This window comes from Curtobacterium sp. VKM Ac-2861, assembly GCF_013204965.1.
In the GTDB taxonomy this organism is placed as follows: Bacteria; Actinomycetota; Actinomycetes; order Actinomycetales; family Microbacteriaceae; genus Curtobacterium.
In genome coordinates this window covers 201,807-223,047 of the sequence record NZ_JABMLA010000006.1, presented here as the reverse complement: position 1 = coordinate 223,047, position 21,241 = coordinate 201,807, and the positions used below count along the sequence as shown (strand labels likewise).

Sequence of the window (21,241 nt, the reverse complement as noted above, 5' to 3'; positions counted from 1 at the left end):
CCGCCTACGTTCTATTGTGCGGGCACGTCCGCACGACGAACGAGGGGGAACGATGCGGCGATCAGCGCGCACGACGACATCCGGGATCACGGCGACGCTGACGGCGGCACTGGCGGTCGGACTCGCCCTGACGGGCTGCGCCCAGAGCGCACCAGCGGGGCCGGGTACGCCGTCCGCGACGACGGCGGAGAGCACCGGCACACCGAGCGCCAGCCCGAGCAGCACTCCGGAGCCGACATCGACGATCACGCAGGTCCCCGGGGTCGACTACGACGGCGGCACGGTGCCGACGAGCTGCACCGATCTCATCACCGCCGGCAAGTGGGACGACGCGTTCGCCTCCGCTCCGCTGAACGACCCCTCGGTCGTCGGCGACCCGGTCGCGATCCCGAAGAGCGCCTTCACCCCCGTCCTGCAGGCCGACGGCAAGCGTCTGTACTGCGTGTGGCGGGAACCGCAGGCCGACATCTCCTACCTGTCGATCGCGGTCGACGTCGTGGACTCGGCAACCGCGAGCGCAGCGCTGCAGAAGCTGCCGGACGACGGCTACGACTGCGGCAACGAGGCCGGTGGCTACCAGTGCCAGAAGGTGTCGAAGAACGAGCAGTACCCCGTCACCGACGGGGACACCTACTTCACGCGTGGTGACATCGGCATCCACATCCAGCAGTCGAACATCGAGACCTCGGGTCTCCTCGACGACGTCATGGACCACGTCTTCACGGCGTAGATCGAGCGGGCCCGCGGGCCAGCGGGTCAGCGCGTCGGTCGCGACCGCACGTGCGCCCGCTCCCCCTGCGGCCCGTACAGGCACAGCACCTCGGTCACCGAATCGGTGACGTTGCCCATCCAGTGCGGGGTGTGGGTGTCGAACTCGGCGACCTCCCCCGGCCCGAGGTCGAGGTCGTGTTCGCCGAGCACCAGGCGCAGGCGGCCGGACAGCACGTAGAGCCACTCGTACCCCTCGTGCGTCTTGAGCGACGGTTCACCGCCCGGTGTGTTCGGCGGGAACAGCTGCTTGAACGACCGCACGCCGCCGGTTCGCTTCGTCAGCGGCACGACGACCCGGCCGCCGTGCACCTCGGGTTTCATGTGCACCCGGGGGTCGCCGGTCTGGGGCGCTCCGACCAGGTCGTCGAGCGGCACCTGGTACGCCCGCGCCAGTGGGAGCAGCAGCTCGAGCGTCGGCTTGCGCTGCCCTGACTCGAGCCGCGAGAGCGTGCTCACCGACACCCCGGTCTCCTCCGACAGGGCGGCGAGCGTGACGTCCCGGTGGGCACGGAGCGCGCGCAACCGCGGCCCCACCCCGTCGACGACCTGGGCGGTCGTGCGGGGGGCGACTGGTTCCTGCGGGCCGTGGGACATGCTGTCCAGTTTGCCACATCAGCAAGGTTCCTTGCTGTCCGCGACCCATCGGCCGCATGCTCCTTGCATGCGTGATCACTACGACGTCATCGTCATCGGCGGAGCAGCCGCCGGCCTCTCCGCCGCCCTCGCCCTCGGGCGCTCCCGCCGCTCCGTCCTCGTCGTCGACGCGGGCGAGCCCCGCAACGCGCCGTCGGCCGGCGCCCACAACTACCTCGGGCGCGAGGGCGTCGCCCCCGCCGAGCTGTCCGCGATCGGTCGCGGCGAGGTCGCCGCCTACGGAGTCGAGGTGACGGCCGGGAGGATCGTGGCCGCGTCCGCCACGACGGGTGACGGCACCGACCCGGTCGGCTTCTCGGTCACGTTGGACCCCGGCACGGTCGTCACCGCCCGCAGGCTCGTCGTCGCCTCCGGCGCCGTGGACGTCCTGCCGCAGGTACCCGGCCTGGCCGAGCAGTGGGGGCGCGGGGTCGTGCACTGCCCGTTCTGCCACGGGTGGGAGATCCGCGACCAGCGCATCGGCGTGCTCGTGACGACACCGAACGGCGTGCACCACGCGCTGATGTTCCGGGCGTTGAGCGAGCACGTGACGGCGTTCGTCACCGATCCGGCACTCGTCGACGACACCGCCCTGGCCGGTTTGCGGGCCCGCGGGATCGAGGTCGTGGACGACACGGTCACGCAGGTCCGCTCGTCGGAGGGCACGCTGACCGGGGTCACGCTCGGCTCCGGCGAGGTCGTCGAACTCGACGCCCTGGCCGCGGCGAGCACCGCTGAAGCGCGCGTGGACTTCCTGTCCGGGCTCGGCCTGGTCGCCACCGACCAGTTCATGGGTGACTTCCGGTACGCGAGCGCGCTGACGGTCGACCCGGCCGGGCAGACCTCGGTGCGCGGTGTGTACGCGGCCGGCAACGTGGCGGCCCCGATGGCGACGGTCATCGCGTCCGCTGCCGCCGGGGTCCAGGCCGGGGCTGCGGCCCACGGCGACCTGGTGCAGGCCGACCTCGCGGCAGCGCTGGCCGCCGCGGCGGGCTCCGGGCGAGTCTCGGCCTGAGCGACAGTCCTCGCGCTCGGAGCCGCGAGGAGTGTCGTCCACCCCGAGACTCGGGGCAGCCGTCAGTCGACGCGGTAGCCCGCCTGCGCCGCCAGCAGCGGGGCGAGCGTGTACAGCTGGTCGGCGCCGATCGTCGCACCGCGGAACCCCTCGAGGCGCTCGACCCGGTCGAGGTCCGCACCCCGCAGGTCCACGTGGTCGATCCGGGTGTTGGACCCCTCGGCGTCGCGGATGCTGCTGCCCTCGAACGACACCCGGAGCAGCTTCGCGTCCGCGATGTCGAGCTCGTCGATGACGCAGTCGCGGAACACCACGTCGGTGAGCGTCGATCCGCGCAGGTTCACGAACCCGAACTTCATCCCGACGAACTCGACGCCGTTCAACCCGGAGTCGTACAGCTCACCCGAGCCGATGCGACCGCCGGACACCCGGACCTCGCGCCACGAACTGCTCGACGCCCGCAGCACGGGGGCGTCGAGCGTGTCGATGATCGAGTCGTGCACCCGCAGGCCACGGAAGTCGGCGCCGTCGCCCCGGAGCGTGTCGATGACGCACTCCTCGATCTCGAGGTCGGGCAGCCGCTCACCGGCCAGGTCGAGCACGCCGATGCGCTTCCCCTCGATGCGGTCGCCGGTCAGGACGTCGCCGGGTCCGGGGACCCAGTCCTGCAGGTCGACGGGCTCGGTCAGGGTGATGCGCGGGGCTTCGGTGCCGGAGGAACGTGCCATGGACTCAGTCTGGCGCGTGCCGGTGACGTCGTGGTCACGCCGGCAACCGGGTCAGCACGCTGTCGAGCCGGTAGTCCTTCGCCGGGCCCCGGGCTTCCCAGCGCACGGTCCACCGCTGCTCGTCGCCGTCCAGTGCCCCGGTGTAGTCGTCCGGTGCGCAGGCGTGGGCGACGCTCGCGCCCCACACCCAGTCGTGGAACACCCGGCCGTCGGCGAAGTGCACGGTCCACGCGTGGTCATCGTCGCGCCGGACGGTCAGCGTCCGGGACACCGCGGTGGTCCGGCCGCCGAAGGTCATCACGCCCGCTTCGTCCCAGCGCACCTCGTCCGCGCCGACCGCGGTCAGCGTCGTGGTGCCGGTGACGACGCCCTGCACGCCGGCACGCCGGTCGTCCAGGGTCCGGCGGAGCACCCACTCCCCCAGCAGGTCCGTCGGCAGCAGCACCGCCCCAGGCTAACCGCGCAGGGCCTCGGCTCGGGCCGCCCGGTGCTCCTCGTCGGAGATCACACCGCGAGCGTGCAGGTCGTCGAGTTCCGCCAACCGCTGCTCGCGGAGCGTCCGGGGCGCACCGTTCGAGCGACGGCTCCGGACGACCGCGATCCACACGGTGACGACGACGGCGACCACGATGAGCCCCATCGCCACGCTCCACACGATGTCGTACAGCGGCGGGATGAGCGGGTTGTGCAGCTCCTCGGAGGCGATCATCCGCGCAGGGCCTCGGCTCGCGCCGCCCGGTGCTCCTCGTCGGAGATCACACTGCGAGCGTGCAGGTCGTCGAGTTCGGCGAGCCGCTGTTCGAGCGGCTTCTCGGGCGCGAGCGTCCGGCTCTGCATCGCCTGGTACGCGATGTCCTCCTGCAGGGTGAGCGGGTTCTGACCGCGGTCGGCCATCCGCTTGCCCCGGTAGAGCGTCAGGACGACGATCGTCAGGGTGGTGAGGATCGTCAGGGCTGCGACGACTCCGAACGCGATGCCGAACCAACCGCCGAACAGGTCGGGCATCCCCGAGCCGCCCGGTCCCTCGAGTTCGCTGAACGCCGACCAACTGAGCACCATCGCGCTCCCCCTTCTCACAACGACGAGCGAAGCGTAGCGCGACCCGAGCGCCCGTTCCTTCCCAGAACACCCGCGATGGGAAGCGGAATCGGGCGTACCTGGTCGAAACTTCCGACCAGGTACGCCCGAAAGCACCCGCAACGCCCCGGCAGCACCCGCCCAGCCCAGCTACCCCCGCAGCGGATCCGACGCGGCCACGTGCGCACCGTCCGCGAACCCGGCCACGAGCGCACGCAACGCGTCTTCGGAGGTGTGCCGGGCCTCCCATCCGAGCACCGACCGGGCACGGTCGGTCCGCATGATCGGCACGCCGGCCGCGATGTCGATCCAGCCGGCATCCGTCGGCTGCAACCGCAGCCGCCACGTCAGCGTCACGATCCCGCGCAGCAGTCCGAGCGGGATCCGGACGGCACCGAGCATGCCGAAGGCCCGGGCCAACCGCGGCGGGTTGAGCACGGGCGACGCAGCGATGTTGAACGCTCCGCCGGCCCGCTGGTCGACGGTCCGCCAGTACGCGTCCGCGACGTCGTCGGCGTGCACCGCCTGGAACACGAACGGGTACGGCAGGGGCAGCACGAGCCACCGGATCCACCGCACGATCGACATCGGCACGAGGTGTCCGAGGAACAGCCCGCGGATCTCGGCGGCGGCGTCCCGCTGGAAGATCAGCCCCGGGCGCAGCCGCGTGACGACCACGGACGGATGGTCTGCCTCGAACGCGTCCATCGCCGCTTCGTTTGCGGCCTTGTGGATCGAGTACGTCGCGGTGGGGATGCCGTCGGTCGGCCAGCTCTCGTCGACCGGGGTCCGCTTGCCCGCGGCATCGACGCCCCGGTAGGTCCCGACCGACGACGCGACGACGACCTGCGGCACCCCTGCTCGCGCCACGGCCGACAACACGTTCGCGGTGCCGGTGACGTTCGTCCGGTACTGCAGCGGGATGTCGTGCGTCGGCTGCAGCGCCCAGGCCAGGTGGATCACGGCGTCGGCACCGGTGAAGACCGCGGTGAGCTGGCCGACAGCGTCGGACGCGCCGATGTCCACGGCGTGCCAGACCGCGGAACCGTACGGCTCCGCGTGCACGTCCGGCAGCCGCCGCGCGACCCCGACGATCTCGACGCTGCCGCCGCGCCCGTCGCTGTCGGAGGCACCGGGCGAAGCCCCGTCCGCCCGCGCGGCGACCCGCGCCTGCGCGAGCCGACGGAGCACCGCCGTCCCGACGTTGCCGGTCCCGCCGACGACGACGATCCGCATCAGGCGGCGGCCAGGGCGGGGTCGAGCACGACCTTGACGCAGCCGTCCTGCTTCTTCTGGAACACCTCGTACATGTGCGGGGCGTCCTCGAGCGACACCCGGTGGGTGGTCAGGTCGAGCGTGCCGAGCGGGTCCGACGGGTCCTGCACGAGCGGCATGATGTCGTCGATCCAGTGCTTCACGTTGCACTGTCCTTCGCGGATGGTGATCTGCTTGTCGAAGAGCGTCATCATCGGCATCGGGTCGGCCATGCCGCCGTAGACGCCGCTCAGGGACACGGTGCCGCCGCGACGGACCAGGTCGATCGCGGCGTGCACGGCTGCGAGCCGGTCGATGCCGGCCACCTCGATCGCCTTCTGCGCCAGGGCGTCGGGTAGCAGCCCGGCCGCACGCTGCGCGAAGCCGGCGACGGGGTTACCGTGCGCCTCCATGCCGACGGCGTCGACGACCCCGTCCGGGCCGCGGCCGTCGGTCAGGTCGACGAGCTCCGGCACGGTGTCCTTGGTCAGGTCGAAGACCTCGGCGCCGTGCTTCGCCCCCAGGTCGCGTCGGACCTGTTCGGGGTCGACGGCGAGCACGCGGTAGCCCAGGTGCTTGCCGATGCGGGCGGCGAACTGGCCGACGGGGCCGAGCCCGAGCACGGCGAGCGTGCCGCCCTCGGGCACGTTCGCGTACTGCACGGCCTGCCACGCGGTGGGCAGGATGTCGCTGAGGAACAGCCACCGGTCGTCGGGCGAGCCGTCGTCCGGGATCACGATGGGCCCGTAGTCCGCGTGCGGGACCCGGAGGTACTCGGCCTGGCCGCCGGGGACCTGGCCGTACATCTTCGTGTAGCCGAAGAGCGCCGCTCCGGAGCCGTACTCGGTGACCTGGGTGGTCTCGCACTGCGACTGCAGGCCGTTCTTGCACATCCAGCAGTGGCCGCACGAGATGTTGAAGGGGACGACGACCCGGTCGCCGACCTTCAGGTTCGTGACGGCGCTGCCGACCTCCTCCACGATGCCCATGGGTTCGTGGCCGAGGACGTCGCCCTTGTCGATGTACGGGCCGAGGACCCGGTACAGGTGCAGGTCGGAGCCGCAGATCGCCGTGGACGTGATCCGCACGATCGCGTCGGTCGGTTCCTGGATGGTCGGGTCGGGGACGGTCTCGACGGACACCTTCTCGGTGCCCTGCCAGGTCAGTGCGCGCACGTCGCGTTCCTCTCGTGGTCGCTTCGGGCCGGCCGGGAGGCGCGGCTCGCTTCCCCCTCTTCGGTACGCGCCCGCCCCGTGGTGCGTTCACAGCCCCGCCTGGGTTCGGGGCTCCGCCGCCCGGTCAGACGACGGGATCCGCGAGCACCGTGGCGAGCACGCGCTCGTGCTCCGCGCGGTCGCCCGGGCCGGCACTGCCCGCGAGCATGATGAGCGCCTTCCACAGCGCCCAGCCACGCGCCCGCGCCCACGCGTCGGCGTCGAGCCCCACGGCTTCGCGGAACACCGGGCGCGCCGCCGGTTCGAGGAACGTCCACGCGAGCACGAGGTCGCAGGCCGGGTCGCCGACCCCGCACGTGCCGAAGTCGATCAGGGCGGCGAGGCGTCCCGCGTCGTCGACGAGCAGGTTGCCCGGCGCGACGTCCCCGTGGAACCAGACCCCCGGACGGTCCCACGCGGTGGCGACCGCGTCGTCCCAGATGCGTTCGCACGCGGCACGGTCGACCTGCGCGCCCAGGGTGTCGAGCGCCGCGACGACCTCGGCGCCGTACACCGAGGGGTGCTCGCCACGGTGGAACGAGTGCACGCCGGCGGTCGGGCCCCCGGTGGCGGGGAGGCTCCGGAGCTGCCGGAGCACCGCGCCGACGTCGGCGGCGAAGCGCTCGTGGTCGAGGTCGACCGCACGCGCGGCCGCCGTCCCGTCGAGCCACCGCCGGACCGACCACGGGAACGGGTACCCCTCGCCCGGTTCGCCGAGGCCGACCGGCTCGGGGACCGCGACGTCCAACCGGCGTGCCAGGTACGGCAGGACATCCTGCTCCTTCTCGACCCCGGGCACGTAGCCGGCGGCACTCGGCAGCCGGACGGACAGCGCGTCGCCGAGTCGGTACGTGCGGTTGTCCCAGCCCTGGTGGTCGACCTCGCGCACGGGCAGGCCGTTCCACTCGGGGAACTGCGTCGCGACGAGTCGTTCCACGAGTGCGACGTCGATCCGGGGCACTTCGGTGTGCATGGCCCCAGGGTAGGCCGACACCGCCGACCGGACCACGGGGGTCGGGCCGGCCGCCTGCCCTGGTGACCGGCGGGGCGGGCCGGCACCGGGCCTCCTGGCCGGGTCGTCAGGCGGGTTCTGCCAGGGTGAGCAGCGCGTCACGGGTGACCGCCAGCTCGCGTGCGTCCAGGTACGGCGGCATGGCGACAGCTGCTGCGAGCCCCTCGGCCGCGTGCCGGACGACCAACGTGCGGTCCTCGGGCAGGCCGTCGCGCGCGAACACCGCGCGCCAGTCCTCGGCGTCCGCGGCGACGACCGCCTCGACCCCCGGCACTGCCATCAGGCCGGTCCAGTGCGCCGTCGGCGAGAAGACCTCCATGGCGCGTTGGCTGCCGCCGCACAGGGTCCGCACGTAGGCGCGGAGGACCTTGCCTGGGCGGTTCTCGGCCAGGTCGACGTGCCGGAGCACCTCGTCCTTGAACGTCGTGAGACCGTGCGCGGCGACCGCGAGGAGCAGCTCGTCCTTCGACGGGAAGTGGTGGAGCAGGCCGCTCTTGGAGACGCCGGCGTCCGCCGCGATCTCGGCGACGCTCACCCGGGTGCCGCGCTCGGCGAGCAGCCGCTCGGCGGCCTCGAGGACCGCCTGGCGGGTGCGCTCACGATCGCGGGTGCCGTCAGTGCTCATGACGACCCTCAGTGCTCATGACGACCTTCAGTGCTCATGCGGTCCATCCTGCCGGTTCGGGATCACCCGGAGTGCGACCGCGGCGGCGACGGCGAGCGCCACGGCCGCGCAGATCGACGCGAGCTGCATGCCACCGGTGAAGGCGTGCCGCGCGTGTTCGAGGATCGGGTCGCCGTCCTGCAGGACCTGGGACGCCGACGCCAGGGACTCACGGATCCGGTCGCCGACACCGCCGCTGACCGCGCCGCTCGTGACGACGAGGTTCGACCGGTAGAACGCGGTCTGCAGCGAGCCGAGCACCGCGATGCCGAGCGCGACGCCCAGTTCGTAGCCGGTCTCCGAGATGGCCGAGGCCGCACCGGCACGCTCCCGGGGTGCCGCGGCGACCACGGCGTCGGTGGCCAGGGTCATCGAGACCCCGACGCCCAGGCCGACCACGGCGAGCGCGATCGCGATGCCCCAGTACGTCGGCAGCCCCTCGGCGAACGCGAGACCGGCCATGCCCACGGCGGCGACCGCCAGGCCGAGGCCGATCGACCGGCCGGGTCCGACCCGCCGGGACAGCAGCCCGATGATCGCGATCACCGCGATCGAGGCCAGGGTCGCCGGCAGCTCGGCCGCTCCGGCGAGCAGCGGCGTGAACCCGCGGACAAGCTGCAGGTACTGCGAGAAGAAGAACAGCAGGCCGCTCAGTGCGAAGACCGACAGCGAGTTCGCGACGACGGCGCCCGAGAACGCCGGGATCCGGAACAGCTGCAGGTCGATGAGCGGCGTCGTGAGGCGCTTCTGGCGGCGGACGAACCACCAGCCGGCGCCGATGCCGAGGAGTGCCGTCAGGGGCACCGTCCAGTCGAACCCGTGCCCGGCGACGTGCTTCACGGCATACACGAGCGGCACGATCGCCAGGACCGAGAGGACGGCGGAGAGCAGGTCGATCGGGGTGCGCGAGCCGCCCTTCGACTCGGGCAGCAGGATCGCTCCGGCGATGACGATCACGACGATGACGGGGATGTTGATGAGGAAGACCGAGCCCCACCAGAAGTGCTCGAGCAGCGCACCGCCGACGAGCGGTCCGGCGGCGGCACCACCCGTCGCACCCGCCGACCACACGGCGATCGCGGTGGTGCGCTGCCGGGCGTCGCGGAAGATCGTGCGCACCAGCGACAGGGTCGACGGCATCAGGGTCGCTCCGGCGATGCCGAGCAGTGCCCGCGCGGCGATGAGGAGTTCGGGCGTCTGCGCGAACGCTGCGGCGGCCGAGGCCAGGCCGAACGCGACCGCGCCGATGAGCAGCAGGCGCTTCCGGCCGATCCGGTCGGCGACGTTGCCCATCGTCACGAGCAGCCCAGCGAGCGCGAACGAGTAGACGTCGCCGATCCAGAGCACCTGCGTCGCGGTCGGGTCGAGGTCGGCGGTCAGCGACGGCACGGCGAGGGCCAGCACGGTGCCGTCGATCGCCAGCAGCACCACGGCCAGGGTGAGGACGCCGAGGGACGCCCATTCACGGACGGAGGCGCGGTGGATCGGGGCGGTGCTGGTGCTCGGGGTGGTTTCGGTCACCCGGAGACCCTAACCGACCACATGGTCGGTAGAGCCGACTGCACAGTTGGTTGTCAGCGTCGTTCGTCCTCAACCCCGCAGGCGGTCGCGATCCGCCGGCGGCAGGTGCTCGGTCGCCGTGTGGCGCGCCGCAGGCGTCAAGAACCGTCCGCTCTTCTCGAGGAACGCCACGAGCGCCGGCTCCGACGCGCGCTTGCCCGTCTCGCGCAGGACCCACCCCAGCGCCGACTGCACGGTGTCGCTCCGCTCCCGCACCAGGCGTCCCGCGATCCCGAGTGGCACCTCGGCGTCGCCCTGCTTCGCGAACGCCAGCGTCGCCACGACCGCGATCCGGCGCACCATCGCCACGTCGGACTTCACGAGCGCGAACAGCGGCCCCGTCGAGCCACCCACGAGCGGCGCACCGACGAGCTCCTCGGCTGCCAGGTCGACCAGCGCCGGGTCGTAGAACCGCTCGGCCTTCGCTGCCGACAGGTACTCGTCGGTCAGCTCCGGATCGGGGCGCTCGCGCATCGCCTGCACCAGCAGCAGCACGGCGATGAGCTTCGCGCCGTCGTCGTCGCTCCACAGCAGCGCCGAGCGCTCGCCGTCGTCGAGGCCTTCGAACCGCCGTGCGACGCGACGCGCCGCCGCGACGCCGCCGTCGGTGCGCGCGAAGGCGACGAGCACGGCCTCCGCGTCGGCCCCGTTCCCAGCCCCGGTCCCGCCGCGCGATGTCATCCGGTCAAGGGTATCCGCGCCGCCCTGCCCGCACTTCGTGAGCAGAAATGGTCGGGTGCCCGAAGGCGACCCGACCATTCCTGCTCACGAAGCGGTGCGCCGCCAGCGACCCCGGATCAGCGGAAGTGCATGTTCTTCAACGGGTCGACGAGCGTGCCGTTGCGCCGCGTCTCGACGTGCACGTGCGGGCCGGTCGACTGCCCGGTGTTGCCGGACTTCGCGATCTCGGTACCGAGCTTCACGATCTGGCCCTTCTTCACCTCGATCTTGCTGAGGTGGGCGGTGAGCACCGCGGTCATGCCGTAGGTCACGACGATGTAGTTGCCGTACGAGGCGTCGTTCGCCACGGTCTTGGTCACCTCGCCGGTGCCGGAGCCGTACACCGGGGTGCCGACGGGCACGGGCGCGTCGGTGCCCTGGTGGTAGCGCGGGACGTGTCCGGCGCCACGGTCGTCGCCGTACTTGCCGGTGATCTTCGTCCCGTTGACGGGCCATGCCAGTCCGGTGACGGGTCGGCTCGACCAGACGCGGGTGTCCTTGGCCCCGTAGAGCACGACGTTGCCGTCGACCTGCACGAGCAGGTTGCCGGAGCCGGCCGTGCCGGTGCGCGAGGTCCAGAGCGCGACCTTCTTGCGCGATGCGTCACGGGTCCAGATGACGAAGTTGCCCTTGGGCTGCAGTTCGGCCCAGGCGCCGGGGTGGCCGCCGGTGCGCGACTGCCAGACGACGCGGCCGCTGACCTTCTGCACCAGGTTGCCGTCGGTGCGCATGTTGAGGATGCGCGTGTTCGTGGTGTCCGAGCGCAGCACGGTGCCGCCGAGGAGCGTGTTCCCCGAGGCGACCCGGTCCTGGTAGGTGGTCCAGTTCACGACGACGGACCTGCCGGCGAGCAGCGCCATGGTGCCGTCGGCGCGGATCTTCAGCGCCGTCGAGTTCACGGTGCCGGCCGAGGCCCAGCGGGCCAGACGCTTGCCGTTCTTGGTGATGTCGAGGGCACGGTTCTTACCGACGACCGCGATCGCACCGGGGGAACCAGCGGTGTTCGAGGCCCACAGCACGCGGTTCCCGATGCCGTACTCGACCAGGTTGCCGTCGCCCTGCATGATGAGCTTGAACTGGCCGTTCGGCGACGTCACCTGGTCGCCGGGGTTGATCTTGGTGCCGGCAGGTGCCGATCCGACCCACACCGCCGATGCTGCGGCGGGTTCAGCGGTCGCGACGAGGGCACCGGCGGCCAGGGCCAGCACCGTGAGCGCGCCGGCGAAGCGTGGGAGTCGGCGCGCACGTGCGACGGTCGACGGAGTGGTGGTCATGGATCCCCTGACTCGGAACCGACCACGCCCCTGCGCGGTCGTTCGGCGCTCGCCCTGTACGAGTCACCGAACGATGTTCGCTTTTCTGCGCGGGGCGCACAACCCCTTGACAGGGGGGTGCGGCTACGGCTGCTGGAAGAACTCCTTCGGTGTCGCCAGCAGTGCTTCGAGCTTGTGGAACGACTGCGTCCAGCCGGCGATGTTCATGTCGCGCATGAACTCGGGGAAGGGTCCCTGCGTCAGGGTGACGATCGTGCCGTCGCCGTCCTCGGCGAACTCCAGCGTCAGGGACAGTGCGGTGCCGTCCTCGACCCCCGGGATGCCGTGCGCCGTCGAGGTGCCGACGATGATCCGGTTCTCCTCGATCTGCTCGAGGGTCGAGGTGACGGGCGACGACCACTCGGCGTTGTCGTTGCTGACCATCGTGAGGTTCCAGGCGCCACCGACCCGCGCGTCGACCTCGACGGTGGCGACGGGGACGTGGAAGCCGAGGGGTCCGAACCAGAGCGCGAGCAGCGCCGGGTCGACGAACGCCCGGTAGACGTCGGCGACGGGGTGGGCGAAGCGGTGGGTGGCGTGGGCGGTGAACTGTTCGGTCATGACTGCTCCTGCGGATCGACGGTGAAGGCGGAACTGGCGGAACTGGCGGGTGGGGCGGTGGAAGGGCTGCCCACCGGGGCGGGCGTGCGCTGGGCGGCGAGCAGGGCTTCCAGGCGGTCGAACCGGCGGTCCCAGTCGGGACGCAACCGGCCCAGCCAGGCGCCGAGCTCGTCGACGGCCTCGGGCCGGAGACGGCACGTGCGCCACGTGCCGTGCCGCTCGCGCGTGATCAGGCCGGCGCGTTCGAGCACGCCGAGGTGCCGCGAGATCGCCGGGGCGCTGACGTCGAACGGCTCCGACAACTCGGAGACGGTCGCCTCACCCTTGCCGAGCCGTTCGACGATGCGCCGTCGGATCGGGTCGGCGAGCGCCGACAGGACGACGTCGGTGTGGTCGGGTTCCATCGTCGCCTCCTCGGTGAACCAGACGGTTAATTAACCGTTGCGTTCAGTATGCGCTCGCACCCGCGGGAGCGCAAGGCCTCACCGGAACCGGGACGGCGGGGCCCCGAACGCCTTCGAGAAGGCGGCGGTGAACGCCGCGGGGGTCGCGTAGCCGAGTCGGCCCGCCACCTCCGTCACGGTGCCGCGTCGCAGGGCCGGGAGGCTCGCCAACAGTCGCGCACGCACGCGCCAGCTCGCGGGACCCACCCCCGTGGCCGCACGGAAGTGGCGGTCGAGGGTGCGTTCCGAGACGGCTGCCGCACGTGCCCAGTCGGTGTTCGTCACGTGGACGTCGGGCTCGGCCAGGTACGCCCGACACAGGTCGCGCAGGACGCCCCGTGGCGGCAGCGAGACGCTCAGCGGGATCGGTGCGACGCGCTGCAGCTCGTGCAGGGCGAGCCGGACGAGGGTGCCGTCCCGGCCGCCGTCGTCGTACGGCACGTCGAGCGCGTTGGCGGCGCGCAGCACCTCGCGCAGCAGGGGCCCGACCTCGACGACGGTGCACCGTGTCGGCCACCAGGGCACGGCGTCCGGCTCGACGTACAGGCTCCAGGTGCTGACGTCGAGCATCCGGACCTCGTGGGGCACCCCGGGCGGGATGAGCACGGCCCGGTCGGTCGGCACGGTCCACGAGCCGTCGTCGGTCTCGACGAGCATCACGCCGCTCGCACCGTAGAGCAGCTGCGCCCGTCGGTGCTCGTGCCGGGCGAGCAGGTGGTCCGGCGGGTAGTCGGTGCCGATCGGCAGGACGTCGAACGGCTGGTGGTCGAACTCGGAGACCGGGACGTTGCGCACACGTCGAGGCTAGGTCTCGAAGGAACGTGCCGCACACCCGATCGTCCGCCGTGGTGATCCCCGCTGGGATGGAGGCATGTCGTTCGTCGTGCTCGTGGTCATCGGGGTCCTGGTCGGGGTCACCACCGTCCTGTTCGGGTTCGGCGGTGGGTTCGTCACCGTGCCGATCATCACCGTCGCCGACGCAGCCCTCGGTGGCGACGCCGTCCGGGTGGCCACGGCGACCTCGGCCCTCGTGATGCTGGTGAACGCCGCCGTGGCCACCGTCTCGGCCCGGCGCGGCGCACTCGCACCGCTCCGGGGTCGTTCGTCGCTGTTCGTCCTGCTCGGGGTCGGCGGCACGGTCGGGGTGCTCGCCGCACGAGAGGCACCGGACGCGCTCCTGCGCTGGGGCTTCGTCGTCTACCTCGGGGTCACGGTCGCCGACCTGCTCCTGCGCCCGGGCTTCCTGCGCAGCTCGGCGACGGATCGAGCAGTCGCGACCCGCGGCGGTGGACGCGACCACGGACCGACCGGTACCGGCGTCCCGACCGCCACGGGCCTCCCGATCGGTGCGGTCGCGGCGTTCCTCGGCGTCGGCGGCAGCGTGGTGACGGTCCCGATGCTGCGCCGGTCCGGTGCCACCATGACCGCGGCGACCACGCTGGCGAACCCCCTCACGCTGGCGATCACGCTGCCTGCCGCCGCCGTGACCATGCTGCTGCCGGCGGTCGTCCCGCACGCCGCCGGACTCGTCGGCGCCGTCGACGTCCGGGCTGCCGTGGCCCTGCTGGTCGGCGCGATGCCGGTCATCGTGCTGCTCCGACGTCGCCCGCCGCACCTGCCCGAGGTCGTGCACGCCTGGGGGTACGTCGCGCTGCTCGTCGCAGCGGGGATCGTCGTGGCCCTGGGCTGAGCGGCGAGCCCCGGGGACAGGATGGGTGCATGCCGACGCCGAACCCCGCCTTCGTCCCGCCCACCACGCAGACCTCGCGCCCGGACCTGCAGGGCACGTTCGGCATGGCAGCCGCGACGCACTGGATCGCGACCGCCACCGCGCAGTCGGTGCTCGAACGCGGCGGCAACGCCTTCGACGCAGCCGTCGCGGGCGCGTTCGTCCTGCACGTGGTCGAACCGCACCTGAACGGCCCGGGCGGCGACCTGACGGCGGTGTTCGCGACGGAGTCGGACCCGACCCCGGTCGTGCTCGTCGGCCAGGGACCGGCGCCGGCCGGTGCGACGCCCGAGCACTACCGCGCCGAGGGCCTCGAGCTCGTCCCCGGCTCCGGCGCACTCGCCGCCACCGTCCCGGGTGCCGTCGACGCGTGGCTGCTGCTGCTCCGCGACCACGGCACGTGGGAGCTCGCGGACGTCCTCGCGCCGGCGATCGGCTACGCCCGTGACGGCCACCCGGTCGCAGCCGGGGTGGTCCGGACGATCACCGCCGTGCAGGGCCTGTTCCGTGACCACTGGCCCACGTCCGCCACGCAGTGGCTGCCAGGAGGCACGGTGCCGGCCCCCGGGGACCTGGTGCGCAACGAGGCGCTGGCTGCAGTGCTCGACCGGCTCCTCGACGCCGGTGACGGCTCCGGCAGCCGGACCGCCCGCATCGACGCCGCGCGGAGCGAGTGGGCCGAGGGCTTCGTCGCCGAGGCGATCGACCGTTTCGTGCGGGCGCCGCACCGACACGCGTCGGGCACCGACCACGCCGGGGTCGTCCGGGCGTCGGACCTGGCGGCGTTCCGGGCGTCGTACGAGCCCGCGGCGACGGCGGAGTTCCGCGGCTGCACGATCGCGAAGACCGGGCCGTGGGGCCAGGGTCCGGCGCTCCTGCAGACCCTGCGGCTGCTCGAACCGCTCGACGACGCACTGCTCGACCCGTCGACGTCGGTCGGCGCACACACCATCGTGGAGGCGCAGAAGCTCGCCATGGCCGACCGTGAGGCGTTCTACGGCGACGGCGACGTCCCGCTCGACGTGCTGCTCTCCGACGCGTACACGGACGAGCGGCGTGCGCTGATCGGCGAGCGGGCCTCGGCCGAGCTGCGACCGGGCACGATCGCGGGCGTCGAGCGGGCGATGCCGCCGGCCCGGACGTCGTACTCAGCTGGCGACGGCGCTGGTCTCGGCGAGCCGACCGTGCAGGTCGCGCGGGACACCGAGCGCGCGCCGGTCGCTCCTGTCGCGCCGGTCGCCCCGGTCGAGGACCGCGGCGAGCCGTTCGTGGCCCCGGACGGCGAGACCCGGGGCGACACCTGCCACATCGACGTTGTGGACCGCTGGGGCAACATCGTCAGCGCGACACCGTCCGGCGGCTGGCTGCAGTCGTCGCCGACGATCCCGGAGCTCGGGTTCTGCCTGGGCACCCGGCTGCAGATGACCTGGCTCGAACCGGGCACGGCGTCGACGCTGCGCCCCGGCGAGCGCCCGCGGACGACCCTGACGCCGACCCTGGTGCTCCGTGACGGCGTCCCCGTGGCCGCGGTCGGCTCACCCGGCGGCGACCAGCAGGACCAGTGGCAGCTGCTGTTCCTGCTGCGGTGGATCGTCGGCGGGTACACCCCACAGCAGGCGATCGACGCCCCGGCGCTGCACACGACGTCGTTCCCGGGGTCGTTCTGGCCGCGCACGTGGGAGCCGGCGGGGCTCGTGGTCGAGGACCGGCTCGGCGACGACGTCATCGCGGAACTCGAAGCCCGCGGACACGTCGTCACCCGCGCCGGCGACTGGAGCCTCGGCCGTCTGACCTGCGTCACCCGCGACCCAGCGACCGGTGTCCTCGGCGCCGCGGCGAACCCCCGCGGTGCCCAGGGCTACGCCGCAGGCCGCTGACCCGGGGTCGTTCCTTCCCATAACACCCGCGCTGGAAAGCGGAATCGGGCGTACCTGGTCAGAACTTCCGACCAGGTACGCCCGATTCGACCAGGGACGCCGCGAGGTCAGAGCGTCGGGACGACCACCGCGCGGCCCGACAGCTCGCCGGCCTCGAGCTTCCGGTAGGCCTCGAGAGCGTCCGACAGCGCGTACCGCTCCACGTCGGGGACGATCTGCCCGGCGCGGTACATCGCGACGACCTCGTGCAGGTCCTCGATCGTGCCCCAGTAGGTGTTCGTGATCGTCGACTCGTACGGCGTCGCGAAGAAGTTCCACTCGGTGGTACCGCCGGCGATCCCGACGACGGTGAACCGGCCGCCGACCGCCATCGAGGCCTGCGCGACCTTGATGGTGGGCGTCGCTCCCACGAAGTCGAACGCAGCGTCGACCCCGCGGCCGCCGGTGATCTCGCGGATCGCAGCGGCCTGGTCCGGCCCGCCGGGGACGGTGATCGCGCCCCGGGCGGCGGCGCGGTCCATGGCGTCCTGCTTCATGTCCGTGGCGATGACCGTGGCGCCGGTGAGCGCGGTGATGATCTGCACGGCGATCTGCCCGAGGCCGCCGAGCCCGACGACGAGTGCGAAGCGACCGCCACCCGCCAGGTTCGGCAGCGCGTTCTTGATCGCGTGGTACGGCGTGAGCGCGGCGTCGCTGAGCGGTGCGGCAGCGATCGGGTCGGCGTCGCCGAGCGGCACGAGGTTGCGGGCGGGGACACTGACGTACTCCGCCATACCGCCATCCCGCCCGAGACCGATGCCCATGTAGGGGTTCGTCGCGGCGTTCTCGCAGTAGGTGTCCTGCCCCTTCGAGCAGTACGAGCAGTGCCCGCAGCCGACCGGCCCGTAGACCAGGTAGGCGTCGCCCTCGGTGAACCCGGTCACGCCGTCACCGACGGACTCGACCCAGCCGGAGTTCTCGTGCCCGAGGACGAACGGGGGCTGCTGCGACCCCGGAGCCCCGGCGGCGAACTCGCGGTACACCGCGACGTCCGAGTGGCACGCGCCGGCACCTGCGACCTTGAGGAGCACCTCCCCCGGACCCGGGGTGGGCTTCGGGACCTCCGTCAGGGACGGGAAGGTCTGGTACTGCTCGAACACGACGGCGCGCATGATGGGTCTCCTTTGAACACCATCACGCTACACCTGTTGTTTTGGGCAACACCTGTCGCTCAGAACCGCGAAGCCTGCGTCTTCGCCGTGAGCCGGTTGCGAGAACGTGCGTTCTCCGCTTGACTCGGCTGCGACGGTCCCGCTCGGGTCCGATCCCCCACACGAAAGGAGCGGCCATGCCCACGCGCACCGCACGCACCGCCTGGAACGGCGGCCTCAACGACGGTTCCGGCCAGGTCGAACTCTCCAGCTCGAAGGTCGGCACCTACGACGTCTCGTTCCCGAAGCGCGCTGCTGACGAGGCCGGTGGCAGCACCAGCCCCGAGGAGCTCATCGCCGCCGCACACTCGGCCTGCTACGCCATGCAGTTCTCCGCCGTCCTCGGCGAGGCCGGCGGCACGGTGGAGGCCCTCGACGTCAAGGCCGACGTCTCGCTCGGCCCGGACTCCGCCGGCGGCTTCAAGCTCACCGGCATCGCCCTGACCGTGCACGGTGAGGTCACCGGCATCGACGAGGCGACCTTCCTCAAGGCCGCCGAGGACGCCAAGGCGACCTGCCCGGTCAGCAAGGCACTCACCGGCGTCGACATCACGCTCGACGCGACGTTCGAGCAGTAGTCGGGTCGCGTCCGAGACGCGACCGACCACCTGACGGGAGGCCCGGTGCCAGCTGGCACCGGGCCTCCCGTCCGCTCTGGTCGCGTCCAGATCGCGACTGGCACCATGGTCGGATGGCCGAGCAGCACTTCCCCGGCGAGCCCAAGCCGGGGCGCCCGCACCGGCCGCCCCGCCCCCGACGCCGCAGCCTGGCGCAGCACGACCTGCGCGACGCACGTGCGCGACTGCGCGGCACGATCTACGAGCACGTCGAACCCGACGCCAAGGGGCGCGACCAGTACACCGCCGCGCAGATCGTCGACTTCTGCCTCGACCTGGCCGAGGTGATGCTCGCGTCCGGCGCCGACACCCGCAGCGTCGAGACCGCCGTCGTCGCGGTGTCGACGAAGTGGAACCTGGCCCCGCTCGACCTCGACTTCTCCGGCAGTTCGGTGACGATCCAGTACGCGCCGGCCGACATCCCGCCGCTCGTGAAGGTCCGGACAGTGAGTTCCGACGGCTCCGACCTCGACCGGCTCGCGCGCGCGAACCAGATCGTGGACGACCTGATCCACGACGAGCGGGACATGACCTCGGGCGTGAGCGCCCTCGTGGCGGTGCTGCGGATGCCGCCGCGCTGGCCCACGTGGCTCGCCGACGTCGGACTCTCGATCCTGGGGACCTCGATCGCGATGCAGGCCGGTGGTGGGTGGCGAGCGGGCATCGGCGCCTTCGTGCTGATGTTCGGGATCATCCTGTCCGGGCGCTGGCTGACGGGTCGTGGCTACCCGCAGTTCTTCGTGTCCGGGGCGCAGGGAGCGGTCGCGTCGGTGATCGGCACCCTGGCCATCGGAGTGGGCGTCCTGCACCCGGCGGGTGCCGCCACGATGGTGGCGGCCCTGGTGGTGCTGCTCCTGCCGCACGTCTCACTCGTGACCTGGGCCCAGGACGCGATCTCCGGCTTCCGCGCGATGGCGGTCGCCCGGGCGTTCTACATCGGCTTGGTCATCGCCGCCATCGTCGTGGGGGTGCCCGCGGGGATCGCGATGACGAAGTGGCTGCACCTCGAGGTCGACCCGTCGGGCATCGTCACGCAGGCGTTGCCGTTGTGGGCGTCACTCTCGCTCACGGTGGTGTCGGCCGGGGCGAACTGCTTCGTGCAGCAGGCCAGTGCGCGGGTGATCCCCGTCGCCGTGGTGTTCTCGGTGGCCGCGGGGGCCTCGCTGTGGGGGCTGCGGCAGCTCGGCCTGCCGCTGCTCGGCGCGACGTTCCTGGCCGCGGTCCTGCTCGGCGTGCTCTCCACCTACGCAGCGGCGCGGATGCGGACCGCGGTTGCGGCGATCGCGGTGCCGGCGTTCTGCGGAGCGCTGCTGCCCGGTGTCGCCGTGTCGAACGCACTGCTGAACTTCATGTCGGGCTCGTCGAGTGCGGCCCTCGACTTCGTGGCCGCGGTCTCCGTGGCGCTCGGGATCGGCGCCGGGCTCGTGCTCGGCGGCCTGTTCGCGACACCTGGTGCGCGCCGTGCGCTCCGGCGGACCCGTCGGGTCGTCGTGCACTCGGTCCACAACGACACCACGGCGCTCCGGGTCATCCGCGACACCGGGTACGACCCCGGCGACGGCTCGGTGCCGCGCGGGTCGCGGTCGGCGCCGGACGGACGCTGACGGCGCGGCGCTCCGGACGGGCGCTGCCGGTGCGGGCTCAGATGTCCCAGCTGCCGTCGTCGCCGTCGCTCCACGTCGCGTGCCGGCGGGCTGCCTGCGGCTCGTAGCGCTCCATCCAGCCGCGCTCGAGTCGGGCCACCGCACGGTCGAACGCCGGCACCAGGTCGAGGTCCGTGCGGAGCAGGGCCTGGAGCTGCAGGCCTTCGTACAACGCGATGAGCTGTTCGGCTCCCCGCCGGGGTTCCATGGTGTGCGGGGCGCGGCCGACGGCGATGTCGTGTTCGAGGCCGCGCTTCACCTGGGCGTAGAAGAGCTGGTAGCGCGACCGCAGGTAGGTCGCCATCGGGTGCTCGGGGTTGCCCGCGACGGACAGCAGGGCGACGAGCAGACGCATGAGCGCGGGGTCCTCGGCGTTCGACGCGACGATCGCGCGCAGGAGCTCGACGGTCGAACCGTCGCCGACCTCGCGGGTGACCTCGTCCATCCGACCGCCGTTCCAGCGGTCGACGGCTGCGAGCACCAAGCCGTCCCAGGACGGGAAGTGCTGCTGGAGCTCCTCGACGGAGATGCCCATCCGCTCGGCCACGTGCACGGCGCGTGCTTCGTGGAAGGGGACGTCACGGAGCAGGTCGACGGTGGCCCCCACGATCGTGATCCGGAGGTGCAGGGTGGCCGCCGCGGCCGCTGCGGCCTGCGTGTCGGCGCTGGTGTTCTCGAGCATCGTGCCCTCCGTCGTTCCACGGACGTCCTGTCCGAGGTCTCCCCGAGTCCGGGGCACGTCCATCCAAACGCAGAACGGGGGACAACAGAATCCCCGGTACGGGTGTCAGCACATGGGGGGACACGGACACCGACACCACGCCCAGCGCGTTCGCACGGATCCGTGTGACGATGCCGGGCATGACCCCGAACGACCCCACCGCACAGGGACTCGCGACGATGGCCTCGGCCGGCTTCGAGTTCGGCGGCGACCCGGAGCAGGTCGCGCACGACGTCCGCGCGATGTGGGAACAGCTCGGGCGGCCCGCGGGCGCGTTCGGGGCGGCGGCCCAGGCGATCGCCGTGCTGCCCCAGCGCCCCGAGGTGCCGATCGCCGACCAGGCCCGGCGCCGCGCGTTCGAGCACGCGATCGGCATCAACCCGGTCGAGGTCGAGCTCGCGGCAGCACTGTCGGCGCGGGAGCTCCTCGAGCGGATGGCGCGCGCGGTCACCTGCTGACGTCGCCACGGCCCGCAGACGGGACCACCCGGACGACGGGA

The 21,241-nt window shown here is 72.3% G+C and carries 24 protein-coding genes; 7 read left to right on the top strand and 17 right to left on the bottom strand.

The window, feature by feature from the left end; genetic code table 11:
• Positions 1-52: 52 nt before the first annotated feature.
• Positions 53-730 carry a hypothetical protein gene (locus HQQ88_RS16155; protein ID WP_131881870.1) on the top strand — a complete coding sequence of 226 codons (678 nt, stop codon included), beginning with the start codon at positions 53-55 and terminating at the stop codon, positions 728-730.
• A 26-nt stretch (positions 731-756) separates the two neighbouring features.
• On the opposite strand, the gene HQQ88_RS16150 is transcribed toward HQQ88_RS16155, so the two are convergent.
• Positions 757-1,365 carry a helix-turn-helix domain-containing protein gene (locus tag HQQ88_RS16150; protein ID WP_123339097.1) on the bottom strand — a complete coding sequence of 203 codons (609 nt, stop codon included), beginning with the start codon at positions 1,363-1,365 and terminating at the stop codon, positions 757-759.
• A 67-nt stretch (positions 1,366-1,432) separates the two neighbouring features.
• Between HQQ88_RS16150 and HQQ88_RS16145 the strand changes: the two genes are divergently transcribed.
• Positions 1,433-2,419 (top strand): NAD(P)/FAD-dependent oxidoreductase, encoded by a 987-nt coding sequence (locus HQQ88_RS16145; RefSeq protein WP_173170257.1) that lies wholly within the window; start codon positions 1,433-1,435, stop codon positions 2,417-2,419.
• 62 nt (positions 2,420-2,481) lie between these two features.
• Here HQQ88_RS16145 and HQQ88_RS16140 read toward each other — a convergent pair whose 3' ends face one another.
• The 14 genes from HQQ88_RS16140 to HQQ88_RS16075 all read right to left on the bottom strand — a co-directional run bounded on the left by HQQ88_RS16140 (position 2,482) and on the right by HQQ88_RS16075 (position 13,760).
• The gene (locus tag HQQ88_RS16140; protein WP_123937311.1) at positions 2,482-3,147 is read right to left on the bottom strand and encodes a pentapeptide repeat-containing protein; all 666 of its coding nucleotides are present in this window, start codon (positions 3,145-3,147) and stop codon (positions 2,482-2,484) included.
• A 34-nt stretch (positions 3,148-3,181) separates the two neighbouring features.
• On the bottom strand, positions 3,182-3,592 hold the full coding sequence (locus HQQ88_RS16135; RefSeq protein WP_173170255.1) for a DUF6314 family protein: 411 nt from the start codon (positions 3,590-3,592) through the stop codon (positions 3,182-3,184).
• Positions 3,593-3,601: 9 nt separating this feature from the next.
• Positions 3,602-3,856 carry a c-type cytochrome biogenesis protein CcmI gene (ccmI, locus tag HQQ88_RS16130; protein ID WP_123294874.1) on the bottom strand — a complete coding sequence of 85 codons (255 nt, stop codon included), beginning with the start codon at positions 3,854-3,856 and terminating at the stop codon, positions 3,602-3,604.
• On the bottom strand, positions 3,853-4,206 hold the full coding sequence (locus HQQ88_RS16125; protein ID WP_173170253.1) for a hypothetical protein: 354 nt from the start codon (positions 4,204-4,206) through the stop codon (positions 3,853-3,855). Before HQQ88_RS16125 ends, ccmI begins: the two co-directional genes overlap by 4 nt.
• A gap of 168 nt (positions 4,207-4,374) precedes the next feature.
• The gene (locus HQQ88_RS16120) at positions 4,375-5,460 is read right to left on the bottom strand and encodes an NAD-dependent epimerase/dehydratase family protein (RefSeq protein WP_173170251.1); all 1,086 of its coding nucleotides are present in this window, start codon (positions 5,458-5,460) and stop codon (positions 4,375-4,377) included.
• Positions 5,460-6,653, bottom strand: coding sequence for a zinc-dependent alcohol dehydrogenase (locus HQQ88_RS16115; RefSeq protein WP_133937564.1), 1,194 nt, complete (start codon positions 6,651-6,653; stop codon positions 5,460-5,462). Before HQQ88_RS16115 ends, HQQ88_RS16120 begins: the two co-directional genes overlap by 1 nt.
• Before the next feature lie 124 nt (positions 6,654-6,777).
• The gene (locus tag HQQ88_RS16110; protein WP_173170249.1) at positions 6,778-7,665 is read right to left on the bottom strand and encodes an aminoglycoside phosphotransferase family protein; all 888 of its coding nucleotides are present in this window, start codon (positions 7,663-7,665) and stop codon (positions 6,778-6,780) included.
• Positions 7,666-7,771: 106 nt separating this feature from the next.
• Complete coding sequence (locus HQQ88_RS16105; protein ID WP_173170247.1) at positions 7,772-8,329, bottom strand: TetR/AcrR family transcriptional regulator; 558 nt, start codon at positions 8,327-8,329, stop codon at positions 7,772-7,774.
• A 27-nt stretch (positions 8,330-8,356) separates the two neighbouring features.
• Positions 8,357-9,889, bottom strand: coding sequence for an MFS transporter (locus HQQ88_RS16100; RefSeq protein WP_367917038.1), 1,533 nt, complete (start codon positions 9,887-9,889; stop codon positions 8,357-8,359).
• Between the two features lie 69 nt (positions 9,890-9,958).
• Complete coding sequence (locus HQQ88_RS16095; protein ID WP_173170245.1) at positions 9,959-10,609, bottom strand: DNA alkylation repair protein; 651 nt, start codon at positions 10,607-10,609, stop codon at positions 9,959-9,961.
• 116 nt (positions 10,610-10,725) lie between these two features.
• Entirely contained in the window at positions 10,726-11,922 is a 1,197-nt protein-coding gene (locus tag HQQ88_RS19965) for a peptidoglycan DD-metalloendopeptidase family protein (protein ID WP_134196156.1), read from the bottom strand.
• Positions 11,923-12,045: 123 nt separating this feature from the next.
• The gene (locus HQQ88_RS16085; protein WP_111085859.1) at positions 12,046-12,522 is read right to left on the bottom strand and encodes an SRPBCC domain-containing protein; all 477 of its coding nucleotides are present in this window, start codon (positions 12,520-12,522) and stop codon (positions 12,046-12,048) included.
• Complete coding sequence (locus HQQ88_RS16080; protein WP_131922763.1) at positions 12,519-12,926, bottom strand: helix-turn-helix transcriptional regulator; 408 nt, start codon at positions 12,924-12,926, stop codon at positions 12,519-12,521. The genes HQQ88_RS16085 and HQQ88_RS16080 overlap by 4 nt, the downstream gene beginning before the upstream one ends.
• A 78-nt stretch (positions 12,927-13,004) precedes the next feature.
• On the bottom strand, positions 13,005-13,760 hold the full coding sequence (locus HQQ88_RS16075) for a helix-turn-helix domain-containing protein (protein WP_123937299.1): 756 nt from the start codon (positions 13,758-13,760) through the stop codon (positions 13,005-13,007).
• Positions 13,761-13,836: 76 nt separating this feature from the next.
• Here HQQ88_RS16075 and HQQ88_RS16070 point away from each other — a divergent pair, with 76 nt between their 5' ends.
• Positions 13,837-14,655, top strand: a complete 819-nt coding sequence (locus tag HQQ88_RS16070) for a sulfite exporter TauE/SafE family protein (protein WP_173170243.1) — start codon at positions 13,837-13,839, stop codon at positions 14,653-14,655.
• 104 nt (positions 14,656-14,759) lie between these two features.
• The gene (locus HQQ88_RS16065) at positions 14,760-16,571 is read left to right on the top strand and encodes a gamma-glutamyltransferase (RefSeq protein WP_173170306.1); all 1,812 of its coding nucleotides are present in this window, start codon (positions 14,760-14,762) and stop codon (positions 16,569-16,571) included.
• A 107-nt stretch (positions 16,572-16,678) separates the two neighbouring features.
• On the opposite strand, the gene HQQ88_RS16060 is transcribed toward HQQ88_RS16065, so the two are convergent.
• On the bottom strand, positions 16,679-17,722 hold the full coding sequence (locus HQQ88_RS16060) for an NAD(P)-dependent alcohol dehydrogenase (protein ID WP_173170241.1): 1,044 nt from the start codon (positions 17,720-17,722) through the stop codon (positions 16,679-16,681).
• Between the two features lie 176 nt (positions 17,723-17,898).
• On the opposite strand from HQQ88_RS16060, the gene HQQ88_RS16055 reads away from it, so the two are divergent.
• Both HQQ88_RS16055 and HQQ88_RS16050 read left to right on the top strand, forming a co-directional pair.
• Positions 17,899-18,339, top strand: coding sequence for an OsmC family protein (locus HQQ88_RS16055; protein WP_111085865.1), 441 nt, complete (start codon positions 17,899-17,901; stop codon positions 18,337-18,339).
• 113 nt (positions 18,340-18,452) lie between these two features.
• Positions 18,453-19,982, top strand: a complete 1,530-nt coding sequence (locus HQQ88_RS16050; protein ID WP_123294858.1) for a threonine/serine exporter ThrE family protein — start codon at positions 18,453-18,455, stop codon at positions 19,980-19,982.
• A gap of 37 nt (positions 19,983-20,019) precedes the next feature.
• Here the strand turns inward: HQQ88_RS16050 and HQQ88_RS16045 are convergent, their stop codons facing one another.
• Complete coding sequence (locus HQQ88_RS16045; RefSeq protein ID WP_131881101.1) at positions 20,020-20,703, bottom strand: TetR/AcrR family transcriptional regulator; 684 nt, start codon at positions 20,701-20,703, stop codon at positions 20,020-20,022.
• A 179-nt stretch (positions 20,704-20,882) separates the two neighbouring features.
• Here HQQ88_RS16045 and HQQ88_RS16040 point away from each other — a divergent pair, with 179 nt between their 5' ends.
• The gene (locus tag HQQ88_RS16040; protein ID WP_123937293.1) at positions 20,883-21,200 is read left to right on the top strand and encodes a hypothetical protein; all 318 of its coding nucleotides are present in this window, start codon (positions 20,883-20,885) and stop codon (positions 21,198-21,200) included.
• Positions 21,201-21,241 lie beyond the last annotated feature (41 nt).

Bases quoted from the DNA above. Each gene is read 5' to 3' on its own strand.
- HQQ88_RS16155 (WP_131881870.1), top strand. From the start codon at position 53: ATGCGGCGATCAGCGCGCACGACGACATCCGGGATCACGGCGACGCTG.
- HQQ88_RS16150 (WP_123339097.1), bottom strand. From the start codon at position 1,365: ATGTCCCACGGCCCGCAGGAACCAGTCGCCCCCCGCACGACCGCCCAG.
- HQQ88_RS16145 (WP_173170257.1), top strand. From the start codon at position 1,433: ATGCGTGATCACTACGACGTCATCGTCATCGGCGGAGCAGCCGCCGGC.
- HQQ88_RS16140 (WP_123937311.1), bottom strand. From the start codon at position 3,147: ATGGCACGTTCCTCCGGCACCGAAGCCCCGCGCATCACCCTGACCGAG.
- ccmI (WP_123294874.1), bottom strand. From the start codon at position 3,856: ATGATCGCCTCCGAGGAGCTGCACAACCCGCTCATCCCGCCGCTGTAC.
- HQQ88_RS16125 (WP_173170253.1), bottom strand. From the start codon at position 4,206: ATGGTGCTCAGTTGGTCGGCGTTCAGCGAACTCGAGGGACCGGGCGGC.
- HQQ88_RS16120 (WP_173170251.1), bottom strand. From the start codon at position 5,460: ATGCGGATCGTCGTCGTCGGCGGGACCGGCAACGTCGGGACGGCGGTG.
- HQQ88_RS16110 (WP_173170249.1), bottom strand. From the start codon at position 7,665: ATGCACACCGAAGTGCCCCGGATCGACGTCGCACTCGTGGAACGACTC.
- HQQ88_RS16105 (WP_173170247.1), bottom strand. From the start codon at position 8,329: ATGAGCACTGACGGCACCCGCGATCGTGAGCGCACCCGCCAGGCGGTC.
- HQQ88_RS16095 (WP_173170245.1), bottom strand. From the start codon at position 10,609: ATGACATCGCGCGGCGGGACCGGGGCTGGGAACGGGGCCGACGCGGAG.
- HQQ88_RS19965 (WP_134196156.1), bottom strand. From the start codon at position 11,922: ATGACCACCACTCCGTCGACCGTCGCACGTGCGCGCCGACTCCCACGC.
- HQQ88_RS16085 (WP_111085859.1), bottom strand. From the start codon at position 12,522: ATGACCGAACAGTTCACCGCCCACGCCACCCACCGCTTCGCCCACCCC.
- HQQ88_RS16080 (WP_131922763.1), bottom strand. From the start codon at position 12,926: ATGGAACCCGACCACACCGACGTCGTCCTGTCGGCGCTCGCCGACCCG.
- HQQ88_RS16070 (WP_173170243.1), top strand. From the start codon at position 13,837: ATGTCGTTCGTCGTGCTCGTGGTCATCGGGGTCCTGGTCGGGGTCACC.
- HQQ88_RS16065 (WP_173170306.1), top strand. From the start codon at position 14,760: ATGGCAGCCGCGACGCACTGGATCGCGACCGCCACCGCGCAGTCGGTG.
- HQQ88_RS16060 (WP_173170241.1), bottom strand. From the start codon at position 17,722: ATGCGCGCCGTCGTGTTCGAGCAGTACCAGACCTTCCCGTCCCTGACG.
- HQQ88_RS16055 (WP_111085865.1), top strand. From the start codon at position 17,899: ATGCCCACGCGCACCGCACGCACCGCCTGGAACGGCGGCCTCAACGAC.
- HQQ88_RS16050 (WP_123294858.1), top strand. From the start codon at position 18,453: ATGGCCGAGCAGCACTTCCCCGGCGAGCCCAAGCCGGGGCGCCCGCAC.
- HQQ88_RS16045 (WP_131881101.1), bottom strand. From the start codon at position 20,703: ATGCTCGAGAACACCAGCGCCGACACGCAGGCCGCAGCGGCCGCGGCG.
- HQQ88_RS16040 (WP_123937293.1), top strand. From the start codon at position 20,883: ATGACCCCGAACGACCCCACCGCACAGGGACTCGCGACGATGGCCTCG.